The 15,674-nt window shown below is 58.5% G+C and carries 11 protein-coding genes; 8 read left to right on the forward strand and 3 right to left on the reverse strand.

Going from position 1 to position 15,674, the window contains the following annotated elements:
• Window positions 1-27: 27 nt before the first annotated feature.
• The 8 genes from IEW65_RS03905 to IEW65_RS03940 all read left to right on the forward strand — a co-directional run bounded on the left by IEW65_RS03905 (window position 28) and on the right by IEW65_RS03940 (window position 10,298).
• Entirely contained in the window at window positions 28-1,767 is a 1,740-nt protein-coding gene (locus IEW65_RS03905) for an NADH-ubiquinone oxidoreductase-F iron-sulfur binding region domain-containing protein (RefSeq protein WP_188638177.1), read from the forward strand.
• Window positions 1,764-4,580 carry a formate dehydrogenase subunit alpha gene (gene fdhF / locus IEW65_RS03910; RefSeq protein WP_188638178.1) on the forward strand — a complete coding sequence of 939 codons (2,817 nt, stop codon included), beginning with the start codon at window positions 1,764-1,766 and terminating at the stop codon, window positions 4,578-4,580. The genes IEW65_RS03905 and fdhF overlap by 4 nt, the downstream gene beginning before the upstream one ends.
• Before the next feature lie 86 nt (window positions 4,581-4,666).
• On the forward strand, window positions 4,667-5,272 hold the full coding sequence (locus IEW65_RS03915; RefSeq protein WP_188638179.1) for an anthranilate synthase component II: 606 nt from the start codon (window positions 4,667-4,669) through the stop codon (window positions 5,270-5,272).
• 36 nt (window positions 5,273-5,308) lie between these two features.
• On the forward strand, window positions 5,309-6,328 hold the full coding sequence (gene trpD, locus IEW65_RS03920) for an anthranilate phosphoribosyltransferase (protein ID WP_188638180.1): 1,020 nt from the start codon (window positions 5,309-5,311) through the stop codon (window positions 6,326-6,328).
• Window positions 6,329-6,336: 8 nt separating this feature from the next.
• Window positions 6,337-7,140, forward strand: a complete 804-nt coding sequence (trpC, locus tag IEW65_RS03925) for an indole-3-glycerol phosphate synthase TrpC (protein ID WP_188638181.1) — start codon at window positions 6,337-6,339, stop codon at window positions 7,138-7,140.
• A gap of 83 nt (window positions 7,141-7,223) precedes the next feature.
• Window positions 7,224-8,816, forward strand: a complete 1,593-nt coding sequence (locus IEW65_RS03930) for a sensor histidine kinase (protein ID WP_188638182.1) — start codon at window positions 7,224-7,226, stop codon at window positions 8,814-8,816.
• 2 nt (window positions 8,817-8,818) lie between these two features.
• Window positions 8,819-9,529: a response regulator transcription factor gene (locus tag IEW65_RS03935; RefSeq protein ID WP_188638183.1), complete on the forward strand. Its 711-nt coding sequence runs from the start codon at window positions 8,819-8,821 to the stop codon at window positions 9,527-9,529.
• A 205-nt stretch (window positions 9,530-9,734) separates the two neighbouring features.
• Window positions 9,735-10,298, forward strand: coding sequence for a phosphoribosyl-AMP cyclohydrolase (locus IEW65_RS03940; protein ID WP_188638184.1), 564 nt, complete (start codon window positions 9,735-9,737; stop codon window positions 10,296-10,298).
• 92 nt (window positions 10,299-10,390) lie between these two features.
• Here IEW65_RS03940 and ydiJ read toward each other — a convergent pair whose 3' ends face one another.
• From ydiJ to IEW65_RS03955, 3 genes are all read right to left on the reverse strand, one after another.
• On the reverse strand, window positions 10,391-13,492 hold the full coding sequence (ydiJ, locus tag IEW65_RS03945) for a D-2-hydroxyglutarate dehydrogenase YdiJ (RefSeq protein WP_188638185.1): 3,102 nt from the start codon (window positions 13,490-13,492) through the stop codon (window positions 10,391-10,393).
• An 88-nt stretch (window positions 13,493-13,580) separates the two neighbouring features.
• Window positions 13,581-14,171, reverse strand: a complete 591-nt coding sequence (locus tag IEW65_RS03950) for a DUF4202 domain-containing protein (protein ID WP_188638186.1) — start codon at window positions 14,169-14,171, stop codon at window positions 13,581-13,583.
• 108 nt (window positions 14,172-14,279) lie between these two features.
• Window positions 14,280-15,533, reverse strand: a complete 1,254-nt coding sequence (locus IEW65_RS03955) for a dicarboxylate/amino acid:cation symporter (protein ID WP_188638187.1) — start codon at window positions 15,531-15,533, stop codon at window positions 14,280-14,282.
• Window positions 15,534-15,674: the final 141 nt, after the last annotated feature.

Raw genomic sequence — 15,674 nt, forward strand, 5'->3', positions numbered from 1 at the left:
CTTTTGACCAGCTCTGGATTGCGTGTCATGACCTCTCAAATTGGTACGTCCTCTCTCCGTCGTCGCGGTTACCCAAAAGGGCGCGATGTGGCCCCCGTGGCGCTGGCAGCGCTACGGGGCTTATTGGGCGATGAGCGTCTCACGCCAAGCCTACAGCAGCGTGATCTACTGATAGAGCATTTGCACGCTATTCAGGAGGCACATGGCTACTTAGCGTTAGTAGAGCTGCGTGCTTTAGCGGCCTATATGAACCTGCCCATGGCCGCCGTCTATGAGACCGCCACCTTCTATGCCCATTTCGATGTTGTGCACGATCACCAAGCACCGCCCCCCGATACCACTATCCGCGTATGTGATTCACTCTCATGCCAACTGGCAGGAGCCCAGGCGTTACACAGCGCGCTCGCTGCTCGCGTCGATCCTGAGTGTGTGCGGGTGGTGCGTGCCCCTTGCATGGGGCGCTGCGATACGGCACCCGTGGCTGAAGTCGGCCATCACCATGTGCTGTATGCCACGGCCGATGGGGTTGAGGCCGTGGTGGATACGGGCCACTTTCACCCGGAGGCGATTTTGTGGCAGCGGCTTGACGCTTATCAGCAGGCAGGCGGTTACCAGTTACTGGCCAGTGTCCGCAGCGGTAAGGTAAGCGTGGATACGTTGCTGCAGGCACTGGAAGCCTCGGGCCTGCGAGGCTTGGGAGGCGCGGGCTTCCCTACCTTTAAAAAGTGGCAGGCGGTGCGCCAAGCCGCCGGGCCGCGCTACTGCGTGATTAACGCTGATGAGGGCGAGCCGGGGACGTTTAAAGATCGCTATCATTTAGAGCGTGCGCCCCATCAGTTTTTAGAGGGGGCACTGGTCAGCGCTTGGGCGATAGAGGCCGAGAAACTCTATATCTATCTGCGCGATGAGTACCCTGGCCTTCACCGTGTGCTCCATGAGGCGATTGCGGAGCTGGAGCAGGCGGGTTTAGTCGCGCCTGGATTCATCATCATGCGCCGGGGCGCTGGGGCCTATATCTGCGGCGAAGAGTCGGCGCTGATTGAATCCCTGGAGGGCAAGCCGGGTAAGCCGCGTCACCGCCCGCCTTACGTGGCCCAGCAAGGGCTGTTTGGCCGCCCCACGCTGGTGAACAACGTTGAAACTGTCTACTGGATTGCGCCCATCTGGCATAAAGGCGCTGAGTGGTTTGCCGGACATGGGCGCAACGGTAGACTCGGTTTACGCAGTTTTTCCGTCTCCGGGCGAGTGAAAAAGCCCGGCGTGTACCTGGCACCTGCGGGTATCACGCTGCGGGAGTTAATAGAGGAGTATGCGGGCGGCATGGCGGAAGGACATTCGCTGGCTGCATATCTACCCGGCGGTGCATCGGGCGGTATTCTCCCCGCCAGTAAAGCGGATTTGCCGCTGGATTTTGATACGTTACAGGCCCATGGCTGCTTTATTGGGTCTGCGGCGATTATTGTGCTCTCTGAGCAAGATAATCTTCAAGCGGTGGCCACCAACCTGCTGGCTTTTTTTGCCGATGAGTCTTGCGGGCAGTGCACGCCTTGCCGGGTAGGCACAGAGAAAATGCTCAGCCTGCTAGAGCGCCCTCAATGGGACGTACAGGCGCTGACTCGGCTGGCGCAGGTGATGCAAGACGCCTCAATTTGTGGGCTAGGGCAAGCGGCACCGAACCCCGTGTTAGGGCTGCTTAAGGATTTCCGCCCTGCGCTTGCCCAGCAGCAGATTATCGTCAGTGATACCGCCGAAGGGGGTGCGTTATGACCGGTTCGTTCACCCTATGGCTGGATGATCATGAGATCACCGCCTACCCCGGAGAGACCCTCTGGCAGGTAGCCAAGCGTGCTGGGGAGACCATTCCCCACCTCTGTTTTAAAGACGCTCCCGGTTACCGCGCCGACGGCAACTGCCGAGCCTGTATGGTGGAAATCGAAGGCGAACGGGTGCTGGCGGCAAGCTGTATCCGCGAGGCCAAGCCCGACATGGTGGTGCGCAGCGCCCACTCTCCCCGTGCCATGCAAGCCCGTGAAACCGTGCTGGAACTGCTGATGGCCGACCAGCCCAGCCGCGCCCAAAGCCCTGACCGCTCCAGCCACTTCTGGGCAATCGCCGAGCAGTTGGCGGTGGATGAGGATGCTGTCAAAACGTGGCTACCACCACGCCGCACAGCACCGGTCAGCCATGCGGCGGCGTCACCACAGGTGCAACAGCCAGACACCAGCCACCCAGCGATGCACGTCAACTTGGACGCCTGCATTACCTGCAACCTGTGCGTGCGCGCCTGCCGCGAGGTGCAGAGTAACGATGTGATCGGCATGGCCCAGCGGGGCGCTGCCGCCACCGTCGTGTTTGATTTTGCCGACCCGATGGGCCAGAGCACCTGCGTGGGCTGCGGCGAGTGTGTGCAGGCGTGCCCCACCGGCGCATTGATGCCTGCCACCGTGGTCAATGCCCAAGGTCAGGGCGATTCTCAAAGCCAGCGGCAGGTGGATTCCGTGTGTCCCTACTGCGGGGTGGGCTGCCAGCTCACGTACCATATTAACGACGATGCTCTGGCTTATGTGGAAGGGCGCAACGGCCCCGCTAACCAGAACCGCCTGTGCGTGAAAGGCCGGTTTGGGTTTGATTACGTCAGCCATCCCGCACGGCTGACCAAGCCGCTGATACGTCTGCCCGGTATACCCAAAGCGCTCGACCCTACCTTTGACCCCGCCAATCCTTTCAGCCACTTCCGCGAGGCCAACTGGGACGAAGCGCTGGAAATGGCGGCAGGCGGCCTGATGGCGATTAAGCAGGCGCAAGGCCCCAAAGCGCTGGCGGGCTTTGGCAGCGCCAAGTGCTCTAACGAAGAGGCGTGGCTGTTCCAGAAGCTGGTGCGTACCGGCTTTGGCAGCAATAACGTGGATCACTGCACGCGGCTTTGCCATGCCAGCTCCGTCGCGGCGCTGATGGAGTGCTTAGGCTCTGGCGCGGTGACCGCTTCGTTCATGCAGGCGTTGGAAGCTGACGTGGTGATCCTCACTGGCTGCAACCCGGCGGTGAACCACCCCGTGGCGGCAACATTCTTTAAACAGGCGGCCAAACAGGGCACCGAGATCATTATTCTCGACCCTCGCGGGCAGGCGCTGGATGCTTATGCCAGCATGAGCGTGCGCTTTACACCGGGGGCAGACGTATCGCTGTTCAACGCGCTGCTCCACGTGATCATTGCGGAAGGTTTGTATAACCAAGCCTACATCGACGCCCACACCGAAGGCTTTGACGCGCTCAAACAGAGCGTGGCCAACAGCACACCGGACGCCATGAGCGCGCTTTGCGGTGTTGCCCCCGACACCATTCGTGAGGTGGCACGCCGTTACGCCAAGGCTGAAAAAGCGATGATTTTCTGGGGGATGGGCATTTCCCAGCATACCCACGGCACCGACAACGCCCGCTGCCTGATCTCACTGGCACTGGCTTGCGGCCACACCGGTCGCTCCGGCACAGGTCTACACCCTCTGCGCGGCCAAAATAACGTGCAGGGTGCCTCAGACGCCGGGTTAATTCCCATGGTGCTGCCGGACTACCAGCCAGTGGGCGATAGCCAGCTGCGCGCTGCCTTTGAAGAGCTATGGAACACACCGCTGAGCGATGAGCCTGGGCTGACGGTGGTGGAAGTAATGAATGCGATTCACGCAGGCGAGGTGCGCGGTATGTACATTTTGGGTGAAAACCCGGCGATGTCTGACCCGGACCTTACCCACGCCCGCGCCGCGCTGGGTAAGCTTGAGCATTTGGTGGTGCAGGATCTGTTTATCACCGAAACCGCCCAGTTCGCCGACGTGATTCTGCCTGCCTCCGCGTGGCCTGAAAAAGAGGGCACCGTGACCAATACCAACCGACAAGTACAGCTCGGCAGGGCGGCCTTACCGCTGCCAGGAGACGCTAAGCCCGACTGGTGGATTATCCAAGAAATCGCCAATCGCTTTGGGTTGGGCTGGCGCTATCAGCACCCGCAAGAAGTGTTTGCTGAAATGAAGCAGGGCATGCACTCGTTCAACCGCATTAGCTGGGAGCGGCTGGCGCGAGAGAACTCCGTGACGTACCCCTGCCCAGCCGAGGATGCGCCCGGCCAGGATGTAGTATTTAGCGACGCCTTTCCGCGTGCTGGCGGGCTGGCGAAATTCGCCCCTACGCGCCCACTGCCGCCGGATGAGCCGGTGGATGCCGAGTACCCCACGGTGCTCACCACGGGCCGCCAGTTGGAGCATTGGCATACGGGCTCGATGACGCGGCGTGCCCAGGTGCTCGACGCCCTAGAGCCAGAAGCGGTCGCCAGCCTTTCACCGGGCGAATTGAATCGCCTGGGGGTGGCACCGGGCGAGAAGATCACCATTACCACGCGGCGAGGAGCGATCACGCTGACCGCCCGAGTGGATCTTAAAATCCCTGACGGCATGGTGTTTGTGCCGTTTGCCTACGCTGAGGCCGCCGCCAATCTGCTCACTAACCCAGCGTTGGACCCCTACGGTAAAATACCGGAGTTCAAGTACGCCGCCTGTCGGCTGGAGCGGGCAGCGGTGCCGCAGCTGCACTAAGCGCGCACTGCCCCTGCAAGGAGCGTCTGGGTTGGGGTATCATCCCGCCAGTGCGGTTTTATTTATGTGATGGAGTAAGCGGGGCGATGGCGCAAGCGCAGGCAGTGCAACGGGTGTTGATGCTGGACAACTACGACAGCTTCACGTTTAACATCGTCCAGTACCTTAGTGAGCTTAATGCCGAGGTGATGACCTACCGCAACGATGAGATTACTCTGGAGCAGATGCGCGCCCTGGCGCCCACCCATCTGGTGATTTCGCCTGGCCCGTGTACGCCGAACGAAGCGGGTATTTCGCTGGCGGCGATTGAGTATTTCGCGGGCAGGCTGCCAATTTTAGGCGTGTGCCTGGGACATCAAGCGATTGGCCAGGTATATGGTGGTAAGGTGGTGCGGGCACCCCAGGTGATGCATGGCAAAACATCGCCAGTGGTACACCGGGGCCAGGGGGTGTTTAACGGTTTGGAAAATCCGCTGGAAGTGACGCGCTATCACTCGTTAGTGGTGGATAAAACCAGCCTGCCGGACTGCTTGGAAGTGACCGCCTGGACGGCGGATGACGATGTTACCCCTGGGCTCATTATGGGGTTTAGGCACCGAACCTTCGATATAGAAGGCGTGCAGTTTCATCCTGAGTCGATACTCACGCGCCAGGGCCATGCGTTATTGGCCAACTTTTTACAACGCGGCTGATCGCCAAATTCATACGCTTTAGGGGCTTTCCTGCTCATGCAAATGCGAGACGCAATTAACGCGGTGATGCGCCGCGAAGACCTCTCTTTCAATGCGATGCACGCGCTGATGCGCCAGATCATGACCGGCGAAGCCTCCGATGCACAAATTGGTGGCCTGCTGGTGGGGCTGGCCATGAAAGGGGAAAGTGCTGAAGAGATTAGCGCCGCTGCCCAAGTAATGCGCGATTTAATGAAACGCGTCGAGCTGCACGCCGAGAACGTGGTAGATATCGTCGGCACCGGCGGCGATGGCGCCAACCTGTTTAATGTGTCCACGGCTGCTAGTTTTGTGGCCGCCGCGGGCGGTGCCCATGTGGCTAAACATGGCAATCGCAGCGTTTCCTCTTCTTCTGGCAGCGCCGATTTATTCGATGTTGCGGGCATCTATCTTGATCTCAAGCCTGAACAAGTGGCGCGCTGTATTGAGCAGGTAGGCGTTGGCTTTATGTTCGCACCTAACCACCACCCCGCTATGCGCTATGCCATTGGGCCACGCCGGGAAATGGGCGTGCGTACGCTGTTTAATATTCTTGGCCCGTTAACCAACCCCGCCAGTGCGCCCAATCAAGTGCTGGGTGTGTACTCTGCTGAGTTGGTGCCGCTGATGGCCGAAGTATTGCGCAAGCTGGGTAGCCGACATGTCATGGTGGTGCATTCTGAAGATGGTCTGGATGAAATCTCTCTCGCAGCCCCCACGCTAGTGGCAGAGCTTAAAGAGGGCGAGATTACCCAGTACACCATTACTCCCGAATCCCTGGGTATCGAGCGCCAAAGCCTAGCCACCCTTAAAGCGTCCAGCGCGGAAGATAGCCTGCGTTTGGTGAAAGCCGCACTTAGCGGTGAGGGCGCAGCGGCGGATATGGTGGCACTCAACGCCGGGGCGGCGCTTTACTGCGCGGGCGTGGCCGATAGCTTGAATGAGGGCGTGATGGTGGCCCAGGATGCCCAGGCCTCCAAACTACCGCTTGAGAAGCTCAGAGAGCTTTCGCACTTCACTAGCGTCTTTAAAGGGTAAAACTTCCAATGAGTGACCAGGCAACGCCGACTATTTTAACGCGCATTTTGGCCCGTAAAGACCAGGAAGTCGCTGAGCGTCAGCAGGCGGTATCCGAAGCGGATCTGTTAGCGCTGGCGGAGAAGCAGAGCGCCCCCCGTGGCTTTATTGATGCCTTGAATCAGCGTATTGCGGCAGGCGACGCGGCAGTGATCGCCGAGGTAAAAAAAGCCTCGCCCTCTAAAGGCGTGATGCGCGAAGAGTTTCACCCAGCAGATATCGCCAAAAGCTACGCCCAAGGCGGCGCGGCGTGCCTCTCTGTGCTTACTGATGCCGACTTCTTCCAAGGCCATGAGGATTACCTCATTGCCGCTCGCGATGCCTGCGACCTGCCGGTGATTCGTAAAGACTTTATTACCCACGGCTATCAGGTCACTGAAGCGCGCGCCATCGGTGCGGACTGCATTCTGCTGATTGTGGCGGCGCTCAATGACGCCCAGCTGCGCGACTTGCACCAGCAGGCCAACGCGTTGGGGATGGATGTGCTGGTGGAAGTTCACGATGCTGATGAGCTAGAGCGGGCCCTGGCGCTGGATATAAAGCTGGTGGGTATCAACAATCGCAACCTGCATACGTTCGAGACCAGCCTGCATACCACCCTGGACCTGCTTCCACGCATTCCGGCAGATGTCACCGTGATTACCGAATCTGGCATCCACACCCGTGATGATGTTGAGCTGATGCGCGACCATGAGGTCAATGGCTTCTTGGTGGGCGAGGCTTTCATGCGTGAAGATGATCCAGGCTTAGCGCTAAAACGACTGTTTTTTTAACCCGCGATACCTTGCCTAACTAACGCTGAGCGGGCTTCACGCAGGCGGCGTAAGCGCTCTTCGGCTCTCTTTGGAGGCTGGTGATGTTCAAACGTCGTCTTGGCATTGCCCTGCTGGTGTTGACACTGCTGATGCTTGTTCAGGGCGGTGTGGCAGTATGGGCCATTGACGGCGCTCGGCAAAAAGTCGAGCTTGGCAGACTGTCCAGCGACCTACACGCCGGGTTTTTGGCGTTTTCGGATAGTAAAAACCGGCTGCGCACTTGGCTGGTAAATGCACAAAGCGACCTCCAGCCTGATGATATTGAGCAGCGTGATTTCCTACTGTATGAGCTGCGCACCCACCTAGAGCGGCTTCACGCTAATAGCGACCGGCTTGCCAGGCGCATGCTCTCTACGAACGAGCAGGTTGCGGCGTTAGTGGATGAGCGCCGAGCGGCGCTCGCCACCTTTGACGCGTTATTTCAAGCGCTTGAGCGTGCCGTGTTAGCCAGTTCGGTGATGCCCGCCACCGAACAGTTCGACCTAGTGGACGGCCAACATCTGCGAATGGTGTTGTCGGATGCTCTCGCCCGTGAACGCACCCTGCTAGCTCAGCAGCGCAGCGATGCCGACCAGTCGTTGCAACATCTGATAACCCTGGCCATTGCCGCCACGCTTACGCTGACACTCACCATTGTGCTGGTGTTTTGGTATTTTGCTCGAGCGCTTCAGCGCCCTATTTATGAGTTAGTGAAGGGGGCGCAGGCGTTTCAGCGGGGAGATCTTGAGCACCGCCTAGATGAGCGTATGCGCGACGAGTTTGGTCATGTGGCGACGCGCATGAACGTTATGGCGGATGAGCTGCGTCAGCATCGCCGGATAGAGCAAGATCGGAAACAGCATCTTGAAGACCTTGTGGATGTCCGCACCCGAGAGCTTGAAATTGCTCTTGCCAGCCTGCGCCAGCTGGGCCAGCAGCGGCAGCAGCTGCTAGAAGATATTAGCCACGAGCTTCGCACGCCCACTACCTCGATTCGCGGCGAGGCGGAAATTACCCTACGGGGAAGTGGCCGCAGTGAGGCCGAGTATCGGCAAGCGCTGACGCGCATCGCCAGCGATGCCGCGCGCTTAACCGATGTGATTAGTGACTTATTGACCATGGCCCGCAGCGATATTGTGGAGTGGCAGGTGAAACGCCAGCCCCTGGACCCGTCGACGTTATTGGGGGATGCCATCGATCAAGCCTCTACGTTGGGCAGGCTGCGTAATATTGTTGTGTCGAGCGGTCCTATTCACAGTACGACAGTGCTAGGAGACCCCCAACGCTTGCAGCAGATAGTGGCTATTTTGCTGGATAATGCCGTGCAGTACTCCCACGCCGGAGGCGTTGTTAACGTTAGCGCTGAAGTGGCGAATAAACAGGGTAAAGCGGTTTGGGAGCTTTGCGTGCGTGATCACGGTATTGGGCTAATGGACAGTGAGGCACAGCGACTGTTTGAACGCGGCTACCGAGGCATGCAGGCTCGCCACCATCGACCGGATGGCCAGGGCGTAGGCTTGGCCATTGCTATGCTGCTAACTCGCCTGCACGGTGGGCAGCTCAGTTTAGAGACGGTACATGAGGGAGGGTGTGAGGCCCGTTTACAGCTGCCTGTGCACGCTGCAGCGGGCCACCTACCCCTAAAGGACGATTGAAGATGCACGTGATTGTGGTCGAAGACGACCTTCGCATTCGTGACTTTCTGAGCAGAGGTCTTGCGGCAGAAGGGTATCAGGTAGAGGTGTTCAGCGAAGGGCAGGAAGCCTTGCTGCACATTATCCAGTGTGCTCGGGAGCCTGATATACAGCCGGTGATTATTCTTGATCGATTGCTGCCCGATATAAAAGGCACGGACCTTTGCCGAAGTTTGCGCACCGCCGCCGTCAGTTACCCAGTATTAATGCTGACGGCGCTGGACAGCATTGAAGATCGCGTCTCGGGGCTTGAGTCTGGCGCAGACGACTATTTAGTAAAACCCTTCGCGTTTGAAGAGCTGTTAGCGCGTTTAAGTGCGTTGCATCGTCGCTACCATGGCCACCATCAGCCCCCTTCGCATAGCGAACTGTGGGTAGGTGACCTTTGCCTAAACCGTGAGCAGCGCAGCGTGACGCGGGGCGGCCAGCGTATCGACCTGACACCTAAGGAGCTGGCGATCCTTGAGCTGTTAATGACGACCCCAGGCAAGCTGTATAGCCGTGAGCGTATCTTAGCCAGCGTTTGGGGAGCCCATGAAGACCCGTTGACGAATATTGTGAATGTCTATATCCGTCGCCTGCGCGCCAAGCTAGATACCCAAGGGGCGGGGGAGTCGTTAATTACCACCCAGCGTGGTTTTGGTTACCGACTGAACCCTGCGCCTGCAGAGTGATAGGGGCAACAAGTGATAGGGGCAACACGTGATAGAGCAAAACACCTCGCCGTTTATTCACCTTCTATTAATGTAAAACGCCTGCTCTGTTAATGCTGTGATGACCTTAATGAAAGGGCGCTCCGCGTATAGTGCTTAAAAGCTCACTGGCAGAGCACTGTTAAGCGCTTTTTTATTCTCACGGTGCAACAACGGAGACGCCAATATGTTGAAAAAGATCTTGCTTGGTACGGCGATTGGATTAAGTGCTGCTTCTTTTGCCCACGCCACAGAAGTCACTCATCTTGGAGGCGACATCACTCCCGAACAAGTGAAAGAGGCTCAGCAGGCATGGGGCGAGGCGTTGGTGGCGATTGCAACCACCTATGAAAACGACGGGATTGATGCGGCGCGTGAGCTGGCCAGCACCATAATTGAAGGGGCCTATGGCTATGCGATGGGGCCGGTACTGTTCAAGCCAACGCTGGCCAGCGATCCACAAACGTTCCGCACAACCGCTGAAGGTGCGCTGGCCTACTTTGTTGGTCACAGCGATGAGTTTCCAGAAGATAGCGGCTTTGCCCTGAAAGGCTGGCAAGAGGTAGAGGTGGATAACGCGGCCATTTTTATCAGCGGCGATACCGCGCTTACCATGGGCCACGTAGCGATGCTGGACAGCGAAGGCAATACCACGACGGTAGACAAAACCTGGGGCTACCAGTTAGACGACGAGGGCAACTTACGCATCGTGCTGCATCACTCTTCACTGCCTTATACGCAGGAAGGTTAACGCCGACGCTCCAAATACACGTTGCCATATCCACAGGGCCTGCTGCATGCGCAGCAGGCCCTGTGTGCGATCAGGCGCTAGTGTAAATTAACCTATCGTGGCTGGCTGCGTAGGCAGTGGAGAAGGGCCTGTAAAGGATGCGGCAGGGTTTGTGCCGAGTAGCGCTTCACCTGGCTGCGGCAGGAGTAGCCGGTGGCGAGCAGTTTGCCCGCGTTCTCCTCTGCTTCCACCTGGGGCTGCCAAGACTGGGCATAAATCGTTTTGGAGGTGGCGACGTTACGGGTTTCGTGGCCGTAGGTACCCGACATGCCGCAGCAGCCCGTGGTGGCCAGCTCCAACTGCAAACCAAACGCCGCAAACACCTGCTGCCACGCTTTTGGGCTGCCCGGTGCATTGGTTTTTTCGGTACAGTGGGAAAGCAGCTTAAAACCTGGGTCTCTGAGCGTTAGCTGGCCGGGGGCGAGGGTATTTATGCGGGTTGCTAACCACTCCTGCAGCATCAGTACATCCGGAACCTTATCGCCGCCCAGAGCTTTGACGTACTCCTGGCGATAGGTGAGCGTCATGGCAGGGTCGATGCCTACCATGGGCACCTCAAATTCGCTAAGCGCGCGAAGGCGTTTGGCCTGCTTTTCCGCCGTGCGCTCAAAGGCCCCTAAAAACCCCTGCACGTGCAAAGGCTTGCCGTTGGCAGAAAACGGCATCACAAACACGCGTAGGTTAAGCCGCGACAACAGTTCCACCACATCCATCACCAGCTTGGCTTCAAAGTGAGTGGTGAAAGCGTCTTGCACAATCACCACGCTGTTGGCCCGCTGCTGCTCGGTGAGCAGCGAAAGCGATGTGGGTGTGGCTTCCGCGACGCCCCAGGCGCGCAGCTGCTTTTTCACGCTGGCGCGCGATAGGGCGGGGGAGTCGCTAATGCCGAGCCCCTTCTGCATCAGCTGCTCAACCCAGCGCTGGCCAAGGGCGGCGTTATAGAGCGGGGCCATCTTGGTTAACGCAGGCAGCATAAATTCGGTGCCGCCAATCACGTAATCCCGCAGCGGGCGCAGGTAGCGGCCGTGGTACACCTCTAAAAACTGCGAGCGGAACTGCGGCACATTGACCTTGATCGGGCACTGGCCCGCGCAGGATTTACACGCCAAGCAGCCCGCCATGGCGTCGTAGACCTCGTGTGAGTAGTCGTGGTGCTGCTGGCGGCTCAGGGTATTCATCACCCGCTTGGGGAAGCTTTTGATAAAGCCCCAGCTGCGCTCGGCTTTCTTTTTACGTGACTCTTCCACTACGTCGATGCCCGCTTGAGACTGCAGGCGCAGCCACTCACGAATCAGGCTGGCGCGGCCTTTAGGGGAGTGGCGGCGGTCGCGGGTGGCCTTCCACGATGGGCACATGGGGTCGTCCACATCGTAGTTGTAGCAAGCGCCGTTGCCGTTGCAGTACACCGCTGCGTCATACGCTTGCCACGCCCGCTCATCAATCGTGCGGTCTAGCTGGCCGCGCATGGGCACGCCGTCGACGGTGAGCAGTTCCGGGTCGCTCTCTTTGGCGATCAGCGTGGTACTTTCAGAAGGTGAAGCAATCTTGCCGGGGTTGAGCTGGTTATGCGGGTCGAACGCCGCTTTTACCTGCTGCAGGCAGGGGTAGAGCTCACCAAAGAACTTAGGCCCGTACTCGGAGCGCACGCCTTTACCGTGTTCGCCCCACAGCAGCCCGTCGTACTTCTGGGTGAGGGCGGTAACTTCATCGGAGATCTCGCGAATCAGCGCCTCCTGGGCGGGGTCTTTCATATCCAGCGCCGGACGCACGTGCAGCACACCCGCATCCACATGGCCGAACATGCCGTAAGAGAGCTTGCGTGCATCCAGCGCGGCGCGAAATTCGGTAATGAAGTCAGCCAGGTGCTCCGGCGGAACGGCGGTATCTTCTACGAATGGCAGCGGCCGTTTCTCCCCCTGAACGTTACCCAGCAAGCCCACCGAACGCTTGCGCATGGCGTAGACTTTCTGGATCTGCGGGCGGCCTTCGGCCAGGGTGTAGCCTAGCCGTTCCACGGTGGCATCCTGGCTAAGGTGCTGGGTAAATGCCTTTACACGCGTTGCTAACTGTTCGGGATCATCGTCGTTGAACTCAATCAGGTTGATGCCCTGAATGGGCGTGCTGCCCGCCGGGAAAAATTCCGCCACGCTGTCCCACACGAAGTCTTCCATCGCCAGTTGCAGGACGGTGTCGTCCACGGTTTCAATGGAGGTGGGCTTAGCGCTGCTGGTCATGAGCGCCTTGGCATCCCGCAGGGCGTCCATAAAACTTGGGTAGCGCACGTTGACCAGCGTAGAGTGCTTAGGGATCGGCAGTACGTTGAGCACGGCTTCGTTTAAAAAACCTAGCGACCCTTCTGAGCCACACAGCAAGCTGTTGAGGTTGAGCTGGCCATCTTCGCGCAGGTGGGCCAAATCGTAGCCGGTCAGGCAGCGGTTAAGCGGCGGGAATGTCGCCTCAATCAGTTCGCGCTGCTGATCGATAATCGTGGCGGCGGTGCGGTGTACCTTGCCGAGCACACCCTCCTGGGTCAGCGCTTGTTGCTCTTCTTCCGCGCTAAGTGGGCGGCTGTGTAAATGCTGCCCGCCGAGCAAAATCGTATCCAGCTCCAGCACGTGGTGGCGGGTTTTGCCATATTGGCAGCTACCTTGGCCGCTGGCGTCGGTGGAGATCATGCCGCCAATGGTGGCGCGATTCGATGTCGATAGCTCTGGGGCGAAAAACAGCCCGTGGGGCTTTAGCGCAGCGTTTAGCTGGTCTTTGACCACGCCTGCCTGTACCCGCACCCGGCGGGCTTCCACATCGATCTCAAGTATTTGGTTCATGTGGCGGGAGACATCCACCACGATGCCGTCGGTCAGCGACTGGCCATTGGTGCCGGTGCCGCCACCCCGCGGGGTGAGGATGATATCCCGGTGGGGCAGCTCGGAGGCGAGCTTAGCAAGGCGCTCCAGGTCTTCGGCGTGTTTGGGAAACACCGCCGCCTGGGGCAGGCGCTGATAAATCGAGTTATCCGTCGCCAGCACGGTGCGGTTGGCGTAGTCCGGCGCGATTTCGCCTTCAAACCCGCGGGCACGTAGGGCTTCGAGAAAACGCACGTAGTGGTTGCCAAGGCGTTCAAAGGGGGCCGTGCGAGAGTCCAGGGATGCAATCATAGGGGGTTAAGCCGTCACTGCTGGAAGCGGATAGGGGATAGCGCTACTTTACCGCAGCTACTGCGGCGGTGCATCTTGAGGTGGCGTCTTAGTGGCTATTGAGCGCCTCTTTTACTAGCGCCGCGCAGGCGTCGTTCATGGGCAGCGTCAGGGCCAGCGCATGTGCCTGCGGCGACATCTTGCCCCAGGTCTTTTGCACAATGCGCACCATGTGATCGTGCTCCACCTTGCGGGAGAAGTCGGCGAAGTAGTTTTCCAAGAACACTAGGCAGGCGCAGTCTTCCAGGGCTTGCACATCGCTATCGCGCCCCAGCCCCTGCTTGCGAATCATGCTGGCCACGCGCTTTGCCTCCTCTTGGGAGTAGCCTGCCTTTGCCATTAGCGCCGCCGTGGTATCACCGGCCTGGGCACTTTGGTCCCGACGCCAGGTTAAGTAGCCAATGCGGCCTTCCGGGTAATCGCTTCGCGGCTGTTGCCAGCGCTGCAAATGCTGAGCGCGCACGGCAATGCGCAGCAGCTCGCTGGGTGCGTTGTGCAGCTGCTCCAGCCAGTGGCTCATGCGCTGGGCATACACCAGCTCCTGGGGCTGAGAGGTGCCATCTGCAAGGTGACTGTGCTGAGGGTCTTGGGAATGCAGCTCATCGATATCGGCAAGGGTGTTTTCTAAGGCGGAAGGCATAATAACTCGCTCAATAAAGTCGGGATAAGAGCATCCTAGCAGCTTGCCGATGCGTATAAAAAACGCCCGCAGCCAGAGGCCGCGGGCGTGGAACCGCATGGTTAATAATTAAGGGCGGCTGGTGTTATAAATTTCTTCGTTAAGCTCACCTTCGCTTTTACCTACCAGGGTGGTCACCATCAAATCGCCCGCCACGTTAACGCTGGTGCGCGCCATGTCCAGAATACGGTCAATACCCGCGACCACAGCGATGGCTTCCAAGGGCAAGCCAATTTGCGCCATCACGATGGAGAGCATAATCAGGCCTGCACCGGGAACCCCTGCGGTACCAATCGAGGCCAGCGTACCGGTGGCGACAATCATTCCGTAATCCATCATGCTTAAATCAGTGCCGGTCATCTGGGCAATAAACAGTACTACCACGCCTTGATACAAGGCGGTGCCGTCCATATTGATGGTGGCACCCACGGGCAATACAAAGCCAGATACCCCTTCAGAAATGCCGAGGTTTTTCTGCGCACAGCGAATGGAGACGGGCAGGGTGCCTGCTGACGAGGCAGAAGAAAACGCCACCACAATGGCATCCAGGCTGCCCTTTAAATAGCGCACCGGGTTCAAACGCCCCAGTAGAGAGATAAAGCCAGAGTAGACCACGAGCACATGCAAAATACTGGCGAGATAGACCACGCCGATCAGCTTGGCGAGTGGAAGCAAAATCTCTAAGCCGTACTGGCCCGATACATGGGCAATCAAACCAAACACCCCGAACGGCGCAAACGCCATGACCAATCCGGTGAGTTTGTACATGGCTTCGGCGAAGCTATCAAACACCTTCATCACCGGCTCGCCCTTCTCTCCGATCAGGGTCAGCGAAATCCCCAAGCCAATGGCAAACACAATGATTTGCATAATGTTGCCATTAGCCAGGGCATCAATCGGGTTGCGCGGCACCAGATTGATCAGAATCGACATCAGCGAGGGAGCTTCGTTAGCCGAGACTTCAGCGTCGAAGCTTAGCCCGACACCCACCCCAGGCTGGAGTAGGGTAGAGAGCGCTAGGCCAATGCTGATGGCAAATGCGGTCGTGACGAGGTAAAGCGTAATGGTGCGCGCACCGATACGGCCCATCTTTTGCGGGTCACGCATGGAGGTAATACCCACCACCAGCGTCGAAAATACCAGCGGCACAATCAACATCATAATGGCGTTGATAAAAATATCGCCCAATGGCTTAAAGACACTGGCGGTTTCACCGAGCAGTGCGCCCGCTAACACCCCGAGCGCCAAGCCGGCGAGAATTTTTTTCCATAGGGCGATACGACGCCACCAGCCAAACTTTCCTTGCTGTGCTGTTTCCTGCACTGCTTTTCTCCTGTCCTGAATCCGTTGTTGTGATTCTTGCTGCGAATCGGCGGGCACTCTACCACTTTTGGCTAATAAGCGGGGATGGATATGTGCATTGCTCATAACGCATACCCGTGATCTGCCCGTTCAGTGTCACCC

This window comes from Vreelandella lutescens, from assembly GCF_014640815.1.
GTDB lineage: Bacteria > Pseudomonadota > Gammaproteobacteria > Pseudomonadales > Halomonadaceae > Vreelandella > Vreelandella lutescens.